This window comes from Vibrio qingdaonensis, assembly GCF_026191675.1.
GTDB classification, from domain to species: domain Bacteria; phylum Pseudomonadota; class Gammaproteobacteria; order Enterobacterales; family Vibrionaceae; genus Vibrio; species Vibrio qingdaonensis.
Map to the genome: position 1 here is coordinate 1 of NZ_JAKRRY010000027.1, position 14,884 is coordinate 14,884.

The window sequence follows — 14,884 nt, forward strand, 5'->3', positions numbered from 1 at the left end:
CGCTAAGCTCATTGAGCTTGATAGCCTTCTGATTCGTTATTGGTTTTTGTTGAACCTTTCCCGTCTCAGTGGGGTCGCATTATAGGGAAGGATTCCGTCTTGGCAAGTACTAAATTAAGCAAAAATGCACATTAGCGCTCGTTCGCACACAATTCCACCAAGTCGTCTATTTAAAATACAAAAAGGGAGCTAAAGCTCCCTTTTTGACGATTTAGAGTGAGTTATTGACTAGCAATGACATTATCATTACTCACGACCAGCCTCACTGGCTTCGATGGGTCGAGCTTTCCGGCAAGAATTTCTTTAGCCAGTGGGTTCTCAACACTTTGCTGTATCGCCCTTTTTAATGGTCTCGCCCCATATACGGGGTCAAAACCAACCTTAGCAATAAACTCGAGCGCTTGTTTTGAAACTGAAAGCTGATAGCCACTGTCTTCCATTCTCTGCGCTAGACGCTGTAATTGTATTGCTGCGATAGATTCAATATGCTTCGCTCCCAACGGATGGAATACAACACTCTCATCTACTCGATTTAAAAATTCGGGTTTGAAGTGTGATGTCACGACTTCCATAACCTCTCTTTTGATCCCTTCATAATCCAGGACAGCAAAGTTTTCTTGTATTCGAGAGGAACCAAGGTTCGAAGTCATAATCACGACGGTGTTACGAAAATCGACCGTACGCCCCTGTCCATCAGTCAAACGACCATCATCTAATACCTGAAGTAATATATTAAACACATCTGGGTGTGCTTTCTCTACCTCATCAAGCAAGATTACCGAATAAGGTTTTCTACGAACAGCCTCCGTCAGATAACCTCCTTCTTCATAACCAACATAACCTGGAGGTGCGCCGACCAAACGAGCAACAGAATGTTTTTCCATAAACTCAGACATATCGATTCTCACCATTGCATCTTCACTATCAAACATAAAGTTCGCCAGTGTTTTACAAAGTTCAGTTTTACCTACGCCTGTTGGACCAAGAAAAAGGAATGAACCTATTGGTTTGTTAGGATCAGATAGACCCGCTCGGCTGCGTCGGATAGCATCTGAGACAACCTCAACCGCTTCTGCCTGCCCTATGACTCGCTTATGCAGCACTTCTTCCATCCGCAATAGCTTATCCTTCTCTGCTTCCAACATTTTGGAAACTGGGATCCCAGTCTGTTTGGACAGTACTTCAGCTATCTCAGCGTCAGTCACTTTATTTCGCAATAGACTCATTTCTTGCATTTCAGCTTGGGTCGCTAAGTCAAGTTGCTTTTCCAGCTCAGGAATACGCCCATACTGAAGTTCGGACATTCTATTTAAGTCACCAGCACGACGGGCAACGTCCATATCCATTCGAGCTTGTTCTAATTCTGTTTTTATATGCTGCGTACCCGATAAGGCTGCCTTCTCAGCATTCCAGACTTCATCAAGTTCAGCGTATTCACGCTCTTTCGTTACTAATTCACTATTAAGAATGACTAAACGCTTTTCACTCGCCTCATCCTGTTCATTCTTAAGGGCTTGCTGTTCAATTTTCAGCTGAATAATTCTGCGTTCTAATTTATCTAAAGATTCCGGCTTTGAATCTATTTGTAATCGAATGCTCGATGCAGCTTCATCGATCAGGTCAATCGCTTTATCTGGTAATTGTCTATCGGTAATATAGCGGTGTGATAGACTCGCCGCCGCAACAATTGCCGGGTCCGTAATCTCTACGTGATGATGTAGTTCATATCTTTCTTTCAAACCACGTAAGATCGCAACGGTATCTTCAACAGAAGGTTCATCAACGATAACTTTTTGAAAGCGACGCTCTAGCGCAGCATCTTTCTCAATATATTTACGATACTCATCTAATGTCGTTGCCCCTACACAGTGTAAGTCACCTCGGGCAAGTGCAGGTTTTAACATATTCCCTGCATCCATCGCCCCTTCACCTTTACCTGCACCAACCATGGTATGCAGTTCATCAATGAACAGAATAATATTGCCTTCTTCTTTGGCAAGCTCATTCAGTACCGACTTCAAACGCTCTTCAAATTCTCCACGGTACTTGGCACCCGCGATAAGCGATCCCATATCAAGAGAAAGCACGCGGCGCCCTCGTAACCCTTCTGGTACTTCATTATTAATAATGCGTTGGGCAAGTCCCTCGACAATGGCCGTCTTCCCCACACCAGGTTCACCAATAATCACGGGATTATTCTTAGTTCGGCGCTGTAAGACTTGAATCGTACGACGAATTTCATCATCACGACCAATAACGGGATCAAGCTTGCCCTGTTCAGCTCGCTCAGTCAGATCAATAGTGAACTTTTCTAATGCTTGTCGCTTTTCTTCTGCATTAGGGTCATCAACTTTCTGACCGCCTCTAATTTGTTCAATAGCTTGATTAATTTTCGCTTCAGATAGGCCGATTTGTTTCAATAATTGCCCTAAGGGCCCTTTATCATCAATGGCAGCCAACAAGAATATTTCTGATGAGATATAAGTATCTTGACGCTTTTGCGTCACCTTATCGCACAGATTGAAGAGTTGTCCCATTGCACTAGACAACTGAACATCGCCGCCGACGCCTGTCACTTTAGGTAACTTATCTAATAGCTCAGCTAATTTTGAACGTAACTGAACCACGTCTACATTAAGCATGGTTAGCAGGGGACGAATTGAACTGCCCTCTTGGTTAAGCAAGGCAACCATTAAGTGAACAGGTTCGATATATTGGTGATCTCTCCCTAGCGCGAGAGATTGAGCATCAGAAATAGCGGTTTGGAATTTGCTAGTAAAACGGTCAAGGCGCATAGCAACCCCCTCAAATGACATACGACGTTATATGAAATTAAGATGGTTACACGGCAGGCATTTTTCAAGATTAAGATGGTTACACGGCAGGCATTTTTCAAGATTAAGAGATAAAAATCAGCGATTGATCCAAACAAAGCTCGCCATTCGGCCCGTTTGACCATCACGACGATAGGAAAAGAAACGTTTAGGATCAGCATACGTGCATAAACCACTTTGCGTAATATCCATCACTCCTGCTCGTTCTAATTTGAGTTGGGCAATAAATGCAAGGTCAGCTAGCCACTTGCCCGGCTCTTGCTTCGCTTGAAACGCAAGCTCAAATCTAGTGTCTAGTCGACAAAACACATTCTTGACATCGTCTCCGACCTCAAAAGCATCACGACTAATCGCTGGACCAATCCAAGCTTGAATATCTCCGGCGAAGCAATCTATCGCATTTTCAACAATACCATCAGCCAACCCCCGCCATCCTGCATGAACAGCAGCAATCTCATCTCCGTCTTTGGAAGCAAGCAGTATGGGTAAACAATCCGCTGTCATTGCAGATAGCACAACATTAGGCTGGCGAGTAAAAGTCGCATCCGCGTCAATCACGTCATTCGTAGAGGAGGTAATAATGGCGACAGTTGTCGAATGGGTTTGATTTAGCCAGATAGGTGAAGAAGGCATACTTGCCCTCTCCATTAGCTTTTGACGGTTCATCATCACATCTGATGCACAGTCACCAACATGGGTACCGATATTCAATCCATCAAAAGGGGCTTTCGAAACCCCTTCCTCTCGCGTTGACGTCACGGAAGTGATGGAAGGATGAGTGACCCAAGTTGGTTGAAGCGTGGACACTAGTAGTCGTCCTCTTCCTTATTAAGCTTGGCATCTTGTCTCAATGCTTCTGTCATGACGACCATATCTTGAGGGATTGGCGCATGGAACTCCATCTCCTCTCCAGAAACTGGGTGAGCAAACCTCAACATCACAGCGTGTAGTGCTTGTCTATCAAACGCACGAATCATCGTCGTTAACTCTTCACTTGCTCCTCTAGGAATGCGGGCACGACCGCCATAAGCCGTGTCGCCTAACAATGGATGTTGCAAGTAAGACATGTGTACACGGATCTGGTGAGTACGCCCAGTTTCCAAGCGTAGACGAAGTCTCGTATGCTCTCGGAAGTGCTCTGCAACTCGGTAGTGAGTGACCGCGGGTTTACCCAGTTCATTCACTGCCATTAGCACTCGCTTGGTCGCATGACGGCTAATGCCTTTATCGACCATGCCACCTGCCGTCATTTTACCGATCGCGATCGCTTCATATTCACGGGTAATATTACGCTTTTGTAGCGCTCTTACTAAGCGTGTTTGTGCTGGCACCGTTTTCGCGACAACCATAAGACCCGTTGTATCTTTATCCAAGCGATGGACAATACCCGCTCGCGGAACTTCAGCGATCGCCGGAAAATGATGCAATAGTGCATTCAATACCGTGCCGTCTGGAGTACCAGCTCCTGGGTGAACAACGAAATCTCTTGGCTTATTGATCACAATGATGTCATCATCTTCAAACACGATGTCTAGAGGAATGTCTTGCGCAATGAAACGCTCTTCATCTTCTAGTTCAGCTTGAATTGTGATCGATTCTCCGCCCATTACACGAGTACGCGGCTTGGTGATAACCTCTCCGTCTACGGAGATTTTTCCCTCAAGTAACCACTCTTTTAAGCGTGAGCGAGAAAAATCTGTGAATAATTCAGCAACAGCTTGGTCTAATCTTTGACCTAACTGGCTGTCTTTTATTGTATTTGTTAATTCAATCTGCTGAGCCATATCGAACTTTTTAAAAAACCTTGGGACTAAGTAACCACTAGTGTGGATAATGTATCCCAACATTGTATCTGTTACTTGAGTGAAAAGTAATGGAGACTGACAAATATTTACGTCAAGGAATCTCGTTTTAGTATGAAACTGCTTAAACTGACAAGCTTACTTTCCCTAGCTTTGCTGTTTGGTTGTGCTGACAAAGAAGTCACCGTTCCAGATGTCCCACCATCACAACTGTACTCAGAAGCACAAGAATCACTACAAGGTGGTAATTGGACTTCAGCTATTGAGCGTTTGGAAGCGCTAGATTCTCGCTACCCTTTTGGCGCTTATACTGAACAAGTTCAGCTTGATCTCATTTATGCTTACTACAAAAATGATGACTTAGCTTTGGGCTTAGCGACCATAGAGCGATTTTCTCGATTAAATCCAACACATAATCGTTCAGACTGGGTACTGTACATGCGAGGTTTAACTCACATGGCCCAAGACCGAAACTTTATGCATGATATTTTCAAGATCGATCGCTCAGATCGAGATCCTGAGCCAGTTAAAGCTGCCTTTTCTGATTTCGACCGCCTACTAAAACGCTACCCAAATAGTGCTTACGCTGAAGACTCACAAAAACGCCTAGTGGCTCTAAAGAACCGCTTAGCGAATTATGACCTCGCTACCGCTGATTTTTATCTGCGTCGCGAAGCATGGATCGCAGCGATCAATCGCTGCCAAGAAATACAAAAGACCTTTCCAGACACAGAGGCCGCGAGAAAATCTCTCACCATTCAAAAGAAAGCCTATGAAAAGTTAGGAATGGAAGATCAAGTTAAGCGCACCGAAACATTAATGGAACTCAATCCCGAGTAAACACTGAGTCAAATCTACGCTTAAACAAAAACATAAAAAAACGCTGTCCATTGGACAGCGTTTTTTTATGTCATAAATTGGAAAAATATCGTTTTCATTTATATATTTATCTTTAACACAGTAGTAACAAGGATTGTATGTGAAAACATTTATATTATGCTTGATGATGGCTTTCACTAGCTTTCCATCAGTTGCACTGGAACTCACTCCCCTATCTAACGACCCCTATACTGGCGATCTGGATAGCCTCACTAAACGTGGCGTGTTGCGAGTACTTGTCGCTGCTGATCTTGGCTTTTACTATATCGACAAAGGGCAACCCAAAGGCATCGGTGCAGAGCAGCTGTATCACTTCGAGAAACAACTCAAAAAGAAATATCGCCATTTAAAAGTACAAGTTATTCCCGTGCCTCGCGACGACCTCATTCCTTCACTCATCCGAGGTTACGGTGATCTCATCATAGCTAACTTAACCGTTACCAGCCGTAGAGAAGATGTCATTCAATTCAGTAACCCAATACTTACTGATATCAATGAATTGATTATTACCTCTGAAGACTACCCTAATCTCAGCTCGATTGAGGCATTAAGCGGCAAAGAAGTGTGGGTAAGGGCAAGTTCAAGCTATTTTGAAAGTCTTCAAACACTCAACAAAAAATTAACCGACAACAACCTGCCGCCTGTTTTTGTTCAATATTTAGAAGAAACACTGCAAGACTATGAGCTCATTGAAATGATAAAGCAGGGCTATATTGGAGCGACGATTCTAGATAGTCATAAAGCCGAATTTTGGCGTAAAACGTTCAAGGATTTAAATATACATACCGACATGCCATTGCGAAGTAACGGTAAAATAGCTTGGGCAATGAGAAAAGAGTCACCGCAACTCGCCAAACAGGTGAATGCTTATATCAAAACAGCAAAAGGAGGCACCTTGCTTGGTAATGTTATCTATAACAAATATTTAGACAACACCTCATGGTTTGCAAGAGCGCTCGATCCTAAGTCGCTTGAGCGGTTAAACGGCATGACTGACCTATTTAAGAAATACGCAGACAAATATGAATTCGATTTTCTCATGATTGCGGCGCAAGCTTTTCAAGAATCAAAACTCGACCAAAGCAAAGTCTCCCCAAAAGGTGCCGTCGGCATCATGCAAGTCCTCCCGAGTACGGCGAGAGATAGAAACGTTAACATCAAGAATATCAACAAAATCGATAACAACGTTCATGCAGGGGTGAAGTACCTAAGATTTATTCGCGATCGCTATTTTAATGATGATGCCATCAGTGAGGACGACAAAGTCTATTTGTCGCTTGCCGCCTACAACGCAGGGCCTGGCAATATTTCAAAAATGAGACGTCTTGCAACAAAGCATGGCTACGATGCAAACAAGTGGTTTGGTAACGTTGAGTTAATGGCAAGGCGTAACATCAGTTCAGAGCCTGTCACCTATGTGATGAATATCAACCGTTACTTCGTTATCTACAAGCAACTTGAGTCGTTAAAAGAGATCCGGCAAGAACAACAAGCTAAAAATAGTGATATTTCGTTTTATAAGATGCTGAATGACTGAAAAGGGGGAGAGTGCGTGACTTAAATCACACTTTCGTGTCGTGCACTTTTTGTGCGGCGGGATTTTCAGGTCGTAACAATGCCCCAAAAACAGTGGATTTTTAGCGTATTACTCTTTCAAATTTAATGAATTTTCGAATAAAGGGAAGCCTTTTTAACACGATTCCATTCGATTTTTTGCGATAGATCACATTTAATTCTCATTGAATAATGCCCTGTCACTTTAGTGATCTACATCACATTTTTTTACTATTGAATGAGTAATCTGGAGTTAACCCATAAGGGATGTCACAGAGGAAACGCATATGAGAGTAAACATTACTGGCAAAAATATTGAGATAACCTCTGCAATCCGTGAACACATTGAAAGTAAGTTTAAAAAACTTGAGAAGTGGCAAGTTGATATCATTAGTTGCCAAACCGCTTTCAGTGAAGAGCCGAACAAACAAATGAAATTTGAAGCTGCGATAACGGTACCCAAAGGCAAACTTGTCGCTTCCGCTTCTCATGAAGATCTCTACACAGCAGTCAATGAAGTTGAACAGAAGCTAGAACGACAACTGAATAAATTAAGACATAAGCCTGAAGCACGTCGTTCGGAAAAACTTGAATTCGAAGAAGAGATTGAAGCTGAAGTCGAATAACGACCACAATTCTTTCTATAGCGCCTAAGGGCGCTATTTTTTTGCTTGACGGTCTATGCCTGCTTCCCTATTGTGTGGTTGGGTTCAATAAAAAGTAATTTGAAATGTTATACACACCTCCGTTCCTTTTTGACTTCTTTTTCCTCCAATAAACTTGGGGGCATCGTCGTTTACGAAAGAAAAGTCAAAAACGAACGGAAAGCCTCCCCAAAAGGGAGGCTTTTTTATAAGGATAATTCGATGACCGATACTAAATATTCTCTTGATGAGATTCGACTACGTCTTAATGAACTAGACGACCAATTACTGCAACTTCTCTCTGAACGCCGCAGGTTCAGTATAGAGGTGGCCAAGAGTAAGGTAGAAACATCGAAGCCAGTACGAGATGCCTCTAGAGAGCAACAACTGCTCGTCAAACTCATCAATAACGGTAAAGACAAATACCAACTCGATGCGCCTTATATTACTAAGATTTTTCACACTATCATTGAAGATTCCGTTTTATTACAGCAAAACTACTTACAGAACTTAGCCAACCCGCAACAAAGCCGGAAGCCACTTGCTCGCGTTGCATTCCTTGGTTCAAAAGGGTCATACTCTCACTTAGCAAGCCGAGAGTTCTTTTCTCGTAAAAATACCGAACTGATAGAGCTAAACTGCGATCAGTTTAAAGAAGTCATAAAAACCGTAGAATCAGGTCATGCTGATTACGGCGTGCTACCCATTGAAAATACCAGTTCAGGCTCTATCAACGAAGTGTTTGATTTACTTCAACACACGACATTGCATATTGTTGGCGAGCTGACTCAACCTATCGACCACTGTTTGGTGGCGACTAAAGATATACAACTAGAGAAAATCAAAACACTCTACTCACACCCTCAGCCGCACCAGCAATGCAGTGAATTCTTAAGCCGACTTTCTGGCGTTGTTCTCGAATCATGTGCAAGTACCGCCGATGCGATGCAGAAAGTACAAGAATTAGCTCGTGATGACGTTGCAGCCATTGGGCATGCATCCAGTGGTAAGCTTTATGGTCTACAATCCATTCAAAGTGATATTGCCAACCAAACAGAGAATCATACCCGTTTCATTATTGTTGCAAGAAAGCCTGTCGAAGTTTCTACGCAGATCCCAGCAAAAACGACCTTCATTATGTCGACCTCGCAAGAAGCCGGCTCATTAGTGGAAACATTGCTCGTGCTGCAACGCTACGACATTAATATGACGAAGCTGGAATCTCGCCCTATTATGGGTAACCCGTGGGAGGAGATGTTTTATGTGGATGTTGAAGCGCATAAAGACTCAGAATCGATGCAACTTGCCACTCAAGAGCTAATCAAAATCACTAAGTATCTAAAAGTGTTAGGTTGTTACCCCATCGACAACGTGAAACCTGTCATTCCCGATTTAAACGCATAAAAACAAAGCCCCAGTCATCACACTGGGGCTTTGTTTATATTTATTATCATCGCGTTATATTAACTCAACGGCATGATTTTTATCTCTACGCGGCGGTTACACTTTCGCCCTTCAGAAGTAGAATTAGAGCAAATTGGGAATCGCTCACCATTACCTCGAGCAACCGCTCGGCCTGCTGCTACATTTTGGCTAACCAAAAACGAGCGCACTTGCTCAGCTCGCTTCTCTGAGAGCTCTTGATTGTACTGTGCATTGCCCGAGCTATCGGTAAACCCATCGATAACAAGACTGGTATCTGGATATTCGACTAACACTCGAGCAACACCTTTTAATGTACTGTTTATGCTGTTATTCAATGCATAAGAGTTGCTATTGAAGCCGATTCCATTTTCCAACCTAAGTATCAGTTGGTTATCGCCTGTTCGCTCGACTTGAACGCCGGAGTTAAGCAGTTCTTGCCTTAAAGCTTTTTCTTGTTGGTCAAAGTAGTACCCCGCACCACCCCCAATAGCAGCACCACTTGCAGCTCCGAGCAAAATACCTCGACTGTCGCCACCAGAGGCAATTCCTACTGCAGTACCTGCTATAGCACCGATCACCGCACCTTTTGTTGCGGAATTTGTTTCGTATTCTCCTGTTGTTGCATTTTGTCGCTGCGTAGCCTGACACCCAACTAAAGTTACTAAACCAGCCACTACCACTACTTTTTTAATTTTCATTTCCATTATCTCTTGTCATTACGTTCGCAACAAATAGAACGACGTACTATATATTATTATTTTCCTTTAATGAACCTCTTCGAGTTCACTTTTAAGGTAACCCCGCTGGAATAAATTAATGACATAAACAAGGAAAATTTACGTTAGAATTGAGTTTGTTAACTAGAAAAATGGAATTCAATATCATGAAAAAAGTCGTCATCGCGTCACTCAATCCAGCAAAAATCAATGCGGTAAAAAGTGCTTTCGACGCTGCTTTTCCAGGCTTAGCTTTCAATTTTCAAGGTATTCGTGTCCCTAGTAACGTCTCCGAACAGCCTATGAATAACGAGGAGACACTATTAGGGGCATGCAATCGAGTAAGCAATGCCCGCCATGCGGTAGAAGATGGACATTTTTATGTTGGGATTGAAGCAGGATTAGATGCTGACTCTACTTTTGCATGGATGGTCATCGAATCAAATGGCAAGGTAGGAAAATCACGAAGCGCAAGCTTAATGCTACCACCAAGTGTAATCGCACAGCTTGCGCCAGATATTGAGTTGGGAGATGTCATGGATTCAACGTTTGGAACAAAAAATATCAAACAGAAAGGCGGGGCAATTGCCTTGCTCACCAATCATCAATTAACTCGCAGTTCCGTTTATCACCAAGCTCTTATTCTTGCCCTGATCCCCTTCATGAATCCAAACCACTTCCCAAGTACTTCAGGAGGATAAGTACCTCAGGAAACGACGTTTCGCTTCACTATTTGAGCAGTAAATCGCTCAGTGACACTTTTTTGGCGTCGCTTAAGCGTTTTACTTCAGCGGAGCCACGTGTAATTGTGGCGACGCCTACTCCAAGCATTTGACTGATCTGTCGCTGAGACAACTCACCTTTGAGTAGCTCACATAAAATGTTTACCCTCGCGGTCACAGCTTCTCTTTCGTCGGGAGTCAGGAGCATGGTCATTAATGCCGCCTGTTGCTCTGGACCATCGGTTCGTTGAATCAAATCCAGCACTTGTTGCCAGTCTTGGTATTGAGGTTCCATTCACTTTTCCATCAGAAACGTTCCAGTGAGTATTCTACCCTTAAGCACCTAAACATTGGTAGCCTAGTCGTCTAGTATCGACGATTCAGTTCATCCGGCGTTAAAAAATCCCCGCTAACACCGAGCCGATCTCGATAATAGGTTTGAAACATCAGGATATTTTGGACATAACCACGAGTTTCCTTAAATGGAATGGTTTCAATAAAGGCAAACACATCAAGTTGTTCATCCGAGCGCTGACGCCAACGTTTTACTCGGTTTGGTCCGGCATTATAAGCGGCAAAAGCAAAGATACGATTATCCTCATAATTGCCTAATAGTTCATTTAAGTAGTGAGAACCAATCTGAATATTTTTCCCCACGCGATAGAGCTCTTGGCTATTTTTATAAGGAATCTTATGTTTCTTAGCGGTGTATTTTGCCGTTGCTGGCATGATTTGCATCACCCCGCGAGCCCCTACGGGAGAACGGGCTTCTACATCCATTGCGCTTTCTTGTCTTGCTAAAGACATCAGCATAACGCTGTCCATATTGAGCTCTTTCGCATAGAAATCAAACCACCAGCGATGGGCGAGTGGAAAACGTAAGTTCATGGTATCCCACATTTTTGCTGAAATCGTTGCCACTACCGTAAAATGATGCCAGCGTTGCTGCCCAGCATAAGCTGCCAGCATTGTTTTTTCTTCTTTAGAGACACGGGACAGCAAGTAGCGCCATTCGGATTTTGCGGCAGCAATCTTATCCCTATCAATTAATTCTCCAATACGAATCAAGCTTGTTTTATATGGCGCAAGCGTCTCCATATCGATGACAACTTGAGAAATTGGATACACGATGGAGTGCTGCAAATAGATCGCTGCCGCTGCACTATAAAAATTCCGATCGCCAACCAAGCTCTGCAAGCGTTGCTCACCGCCCGATGGGTTCCCTAACGCAATTTCTGTACGCGCCAACCAATACTGCCAGCGGCTGCTCTGCTTTTTCGCCTCAGACAACCTTGCTATCCAAGCCGAGAGCCCTTGCCAATCTACCTCCTGAATCGCAAGACGCGCTCGTCGTTCGATATTGGTGTCATTGACACTTTTCACTAGCACTGAATCACGCCATTTCGCTTCCGATGGCGACTCAGTATTAATGAAACGCATCGCCAAATATTCCGCCATAGATTGCTTTGAATCCGCAGACATGTTGCTGTTCGACTCAAGGCTTGGCCATAAAGAATAGGCTTGCTCACTATCAGAGCGAGCGAGTTTACGAAAGGCGGCTTCAATCAATCGCGCTTTATATGGCGCGGGGAAGGACTCATTAATGAACGATGTCACCGTTTTAGGAGAGGCAAATAAAGAGGCGACTTGCTTACCCTGTGATTTTCCAGTACTCGTTTTAAGCTGTTTATTGAGATATTTGATCAGCGAACCATTACGTGACTGGTAGGCATACGTCATGCGTTCAATGATATGTTCATCGGCTCGAAAGCCCGCTTTATTCCATGCTGAAAATAGAGGATCACACGCATCAGAGACACTCTCACCACTCTTCCACAGCTTCTCCGCGCCTTTGTACGCCGCTTCCTTATTACCCGTCTTTAGCTGAGCAACATGATAAAGACACTGGTATCGCTCGCCATTTGGATACGTAGTTTGAAACTCAAGTAGTTCACGCCAACGCTTCTGCTGAGCTAATCTGTCCAGGTAAGGGGCTCGAATACGGTAAGAAAATGGAAACGACTGATTACTCTCGATAAATGTATTGACCTGAGCGACCGACTTATCCTTCAACTGTAACGAAAACACTCGATTATCGATATAGGGTGTTAATGGATAATCAGCAATTAGTGGCCGCAATGCTTGATAGCCAGCGATGTCATTTTTATCTATTAGCGCTTGCGCTTTATCGTAGACCTCTCGCTGCTTAAGCCGTGATTTGTCCTCACCTTGTGCCTGAGCCAGGCTTGTCCCTAATAGACACGACAACAGCGCTGTCCATAGCAAGCAACGATTTCCTTGTTTATTCATCTAACCTTATCCCTTTGAAGTGCTGGTAACCCGACCACTACAAACATTATTGTTATTATTTTTCCGCTCTTGCTACACGCATATAAGATACGGTTAATCTTCAATTTAAGACGATTACTCGGCTTATGCCAATCTCTTTCTCATTAAGAATTTGTTTCTTTTTGCTTCATAGCTGTAGATTTCGAGCGATTCGACTCATCAGTACCAAAATGAGTTCATGTTGCTAGCCAAGGAAAATTGAAAGGTAGTGACTGCGTGGTGTAAAATACAGGTTCTATTGACTGAATATTAGGAACGATCGGTAATGGCTGAATACGTCTATACCATGTCGCGAGTGAGCAAAATTGTGCCACCGAAACGACAAATACTTAAAGACATTTCTTTGAGCTTCTTCCCTGGCGCTAAGATTGGTGTTTTGGGCCTCAACGGTTCGGGTAAATCGACTTTACTTCGTATCATGGCCGGTCTTGATACCGATATCGACGGTGAAGCTCGTCCACAGCCAGGACTGAATGTGGGCTATCTGCCACAAGAACCTAAGTTAGACGAATCAAAAACGGTACGTGAAATCGTCGAAGAAGCGGTATCGGATGTTGCGGACGCAATGAAACGTCTTGATGCGGTCTACGCCGCCTACGCCGAACCGGATGCAGACTTTGATGCTCTAGCAAAAGAGCAAGGTGAACTTGAAGCCCTCATTCAAGCGAAAGACGGTCACAACCTAGACAATACATTAGAGCGAGCTGCCGATGCATTGCGTTTGCCAGAGTGGGACGCGAAAGTAGAGTTTCTATCCGGTGGTGAGCGCCGCCGTGTGGCCATCTGTCGCCTGCTTTTAGAAAAACCTGACATGCTCCTTCTCGACGAACCAACCAACCACTTGGACGCAGAGTCTGTTGCTTGGCTAGAGCGCTTCCTTGTTGACTATACAGGTACCGTCGTAGCGATTACCCACGACCGTTATTTCCTAGACAATGCCGCGGGTTGGATTCTTGAACTTGACCGTGGCGAAGGTATTCCTTGGGAAGGTAACTATACGTCTTGGCTAGAGCAAAAAGATGCGCGTCTTCAACAAGAAGCGTCGCAAGAAAAAGCTCGTCAAAAAACCATTGAAAAAGAACTTGAATGGGTTCGTCAAAACCCTAAAGGCCGCCAAGCGAAATCAAAAGCGCGTATGGCTCGCTTCGAAGAACTGCAAAGTGGTGACCACCAAAAACGTAACGAAACCAATGAGCTCTTTATCCCACCAGGCGAACGTCTTGGTGACAAAGTACTGGATGTAACTAACCTAACCAAGTCGTTCGATGGCCGTGTACTGATTGACGACTTATCCTTTAGCATCCCTAAAGGGGCTATCGTGGGTATCATTGGTGCCAACGGTGCAGGTAAATCAACACTCTTCAAAATGCTAAGTGGAACAGAGCAGCCAGACTCTGGCACCATTGAGCTTGGCGATACCGTGAAACTAGCATCAGTTGAACAGTTCCGTGATTCAATGAATGACAAGAACACGGTATTCCAAGAGATCTCCGAAGGTTCAGATATCATTAAGATCAATAACTTTGAAATCCAAGCTCGAGCTTACTGCTCTCGCTTTAACTTCAAAGGTTCTGACCAACAAAAGATCATCGGTGAACTGTCTGGTGGTGAGCGTAACCGTGTTCACCTAGCAAAACTGCTTAAAGCTGGTGGCAACATGTTGCTACTCGATGAACCAACCAATGACCTAGATGTTGAAACGCTACGCGCACTTGAAGAAGCTCTGCTTGAGTTCCCAGGCTGTGCCATGGTTATCTCGCACGACCGTTGGTTCTTAGACCGTATTGCGACTCATATCATCGACTATCGTGATGAAGGTCAAGTGAACTTCTATGAAGGTAACTATACCGAATACATGGACTGGCTGAAGAAAACACTGGGTCCACAAGCTGCAGAACCACACCGTATTAAATATAAGCGTATCTCAAAATAGTCATTCGAATTTGAGATAAACTTGTG

General features: G+C 43.8%; 12 protein-coding genes and 1 other annotated feature. Of the genes, 6 read left to right on the plus strand and 6 right to left on the minus strand.

Annotated elements, in window-relative coordinates:
• Positions 1 to 221 precede the first annotated feature (221 nt).
• The 3 genes from clpB to rluD form a co-directional block, all read right to left on the minus strand.
• On the minus strand, positions 222 to 2,795 hold the full coding sequence (gene clpB, locus MD535_RS17760) for an ATP-dependent chaperone ClpB (RefSeq protein WP_265676374.1): 2,574 nt from the start codon (positions 2,793 to 2,795) through the stop codon (positions 222 to 224).
• Positions 2,796 to 2,912: 117 nt separating this feature from the next.
• Positions 2,913 to 3,641, minus strand: a complete 729-nt coding sequence (pgeF, locus tag MD535_RS17765) for a peptidoglycan editing factor PgeF (protein ID WP_265676375.1) — start codon at positions 3,639 to 3,641, stop codon at positions 2,913 to 2,915.
• Positions 3,641 to 4,618 carry a 23S rRNA pseudouridine(1911/1915/1917) synthase RluD gene (gene rluD, locus MD535_RS17770; RefSeq protein WP_265676376.1) on the minus strand — a complete coding sequence of 326 codons (978 nt, stop codon included), beginning with the start codon at positions 4,616 to 4,618 and terminating at the stop codon, positions 3,641 to 3,643. The genes pgeF and rluD overlap by 1 nt, the downstream gene beginning before the upstream one ends.
• 132 nt (positions 4,619 to 4,750) lie before the next feature.
• Here rluD and bamD point away from each other — a divergent pair, with 132 nt between their 5' ends.
• The 4 genes from bamD to pheA all read left to right on the plus strand — a co-directional run bounded on the left by bamD (position 4,751) and on the right by pheA (position 9,117).
• A complete protein-coding gene (gene bamD / locus MD535_RS17775) occupies positions 4,751 to 5,476 on the plus strand; it encodes an outer membrane protein assembly factor BamD (RefSeq protein ID WP_265676377.1) in 726 nt (241 codons plus the stop codon).
• A gap of 133 nt (positions 5,477 to 5,609) precedes the next feature.
• Positions 5,610 to 7,052 carry an MltF family protein gene (locus MD535_RS17780; protein ID WP_390902955.1) on the plus strand — a complete coding sequence of 481 codons (1,443 nt, stop codon included), beginning with the start codon at positions 5,610 to 5,612 and terminating at the stop codon, positions 7,050 to 7,052.
• A 304-nt stretch (positions 7,053 to 7,356) separates the two neighbouring features.
• Complete coding sequence (gene hpf, locus MD535_RS17785; protein WP_250617550.1) at positions 7,357 to 7,695, plus strand: ribosome hibernation-promoting factor, HPF/YfiA family; 339 nt, start codon at positions 7,357 to 7,359, stop codon at positions 7,693 to 7,695.
• Between the two features lie 106 nt (positions 7,696 to 7,801).
• Positions 7,802 to 7,924, plus strand: a sequence feature (Phe leader region).
• An 11-nt stretch (positions 7,925 to 7,935) separates the two neighbouring features.
• Positions 7,936 to 9,117 carry a prephenate dehydratase gene (pheA, locus tag MD535_RS17790; protein WP_265676378.1) on the plus strand — a complete coding sequence of 394 codons (1,182 nt, stop codon included), beginning with the start codon at positions 7,936 to 7,938 and terminating at the stop codon, positions 9,115 to 9,117.
• A gap of 59 nt (positions 9,118 to 9,176) precedes the next feature.
• Here the strand turns inward: pheA and MD535_RS17795 are convergent, their stop codons facing one another.
• Positions 9,177 to 9,836: an OmpA family protein gene (locus MD535_RS17795; protein ID WP_265676379.1), complete on the minus strand. Its 660-nt coding sequence runs from the start codon at positions 9,834 to 9,836 to the stop codon at positions 9,177 to 9,179.
• Between the two features lie 185 nt (positions 9,837 to 10,021).
• Between MD535_RS17795 and yjjX the strand changes: the two genes are divergently transcribed.
• Complete coding sequence (yjjX, locus tag MD535_RS17800; protein ID WP_265676381.1) at positions 10,022 to 10,555, plus strand: inosine/xanthosine triphosphatase; 534 nt, start codon at positions 10,022 to 10,024, stop codon at positions 10,553 to 10,555.
• 28 nt (positions 10,556 to 10,583) lie between these two features.
• Here yjjX and trpR read toward each other — a convergent pair whose 3' ends face one another.
• Together trpR and MD535_RS17810 are read right to left on the minus strand one after the other, a co-directional pair.
• Complete coding sequence (gene trpR / locus MD535_RS17805; RefSeq protein ID WP_250617546.1) at positions 10,584 to 10,871, minus strand: trp operon repressor; 288 nt, start codon at positions 10,869 to 10,871, stop codon at positions 10,584 to 10,586.
• A 71-nt stretch (positions 10,872 to 10,942) separates the two neighbouring features.
• Positions 10,943 to 12,886, minus strand: coding sequence for a transglycosylase SLT domain-containing protein (locus MD535_RS17810; protein WP_265676387.1), 1,944 nt, complete (start codon positions 12,884 to 12,886; stop codon positions 10,943 to 10,945).
• Between the two features lie 304 nt (positions 12,887 to 13,190).
• On the opposite strand from MD535_RS17810, the gene ettA reads away from it, so the two are divergent.
• Complete coding sequence (gene ettA / locus MD535_RS17815) at positions 13,191 to 14,858, plus strand: energy-dependent translational throttle protein EttA (RefSeq protein WP_265676388.1); 1,668 nt, start codon at positions 13,191 to 13,193, stop codon at positions 14,856 to 14,858.
• The last annotated feature ends 26 nt before the right edge of the window (positions 14,859 to 14,884 follow it).

What these genes read in the sequence shown, in the direction of transcription:
- clpB (WP_265676374.1), bottom strand. Translation starts at nt 2,795, where the DNA reads ATGCGCCTTGACCGTTTTACTAGCAAATTCCAAACCGCTATTTCTGAT.
- rluD (WP_265676376.1), bottom strand. Translation starts at nt 4,618, where the DNA reads ATGGCTCAGCAGATTGAATTAACAAATACAATAAAAGACAGCCAGTTA.
- bamD (WP_265676377.1), top strand. Translation starts at nt 4,751, where the DNA reads ATGAAACTGCTTAAACTGACAAGCTTACTTTCCCTAGCTTTGCTGTTT.
- hpf (WP_250617550.1), top strand. Translation starts at nt 7,357, where the DNA reads ATGAGAGTAAACATTACTGGCAAAAATATTGAGATAACCTCTGCAATC.
- pheA (WP_265676378.1), top strand. Translation starts at nt 7,936, where the DNA reads ATGACCGATACTAAATATTCTCTTGATGAGATTCGACTACGTCTTAAT.
- MD535_RS17795 (WP_265676379.1), bottom strand. Translation starts at nt 9,836, where the DNA reads ATGAAAATTAAAAAAGTAGTGGTAGTGGCTGGTTTAGTAACTTTAGTT.
- yjjX (WP_265676381.1), top strand. Translation starts at nt 10,022, where the DNA reads ATGAAAAAAGTCGTCATCGCGTCACTCAATCCAGCAAAAATCAATGCG.
- trpR (WP_250617546.1), bottom strand. Translation starts at nt 10,871, where the DNA reads ATGGAACCTCAATACCAAGACTGGCAACAAGTGCTGGATTTGATTCAA.
- MD535_RS17810 (WP_265676387.1), bottom strand. Translation starts at nt 12,886, where the DNA reads ATGAATAAACAAGGAAATCGTTGCTTGCTATGGACAGCGCTGTTGTCG.
- ettA (WP_265676388.1), top strand. Translation starts at nt 13,191, where the DNA reads ATGGCTGAATACGTCTATACCATGTCGCGAGTGAGCAAAATTGTGCCA.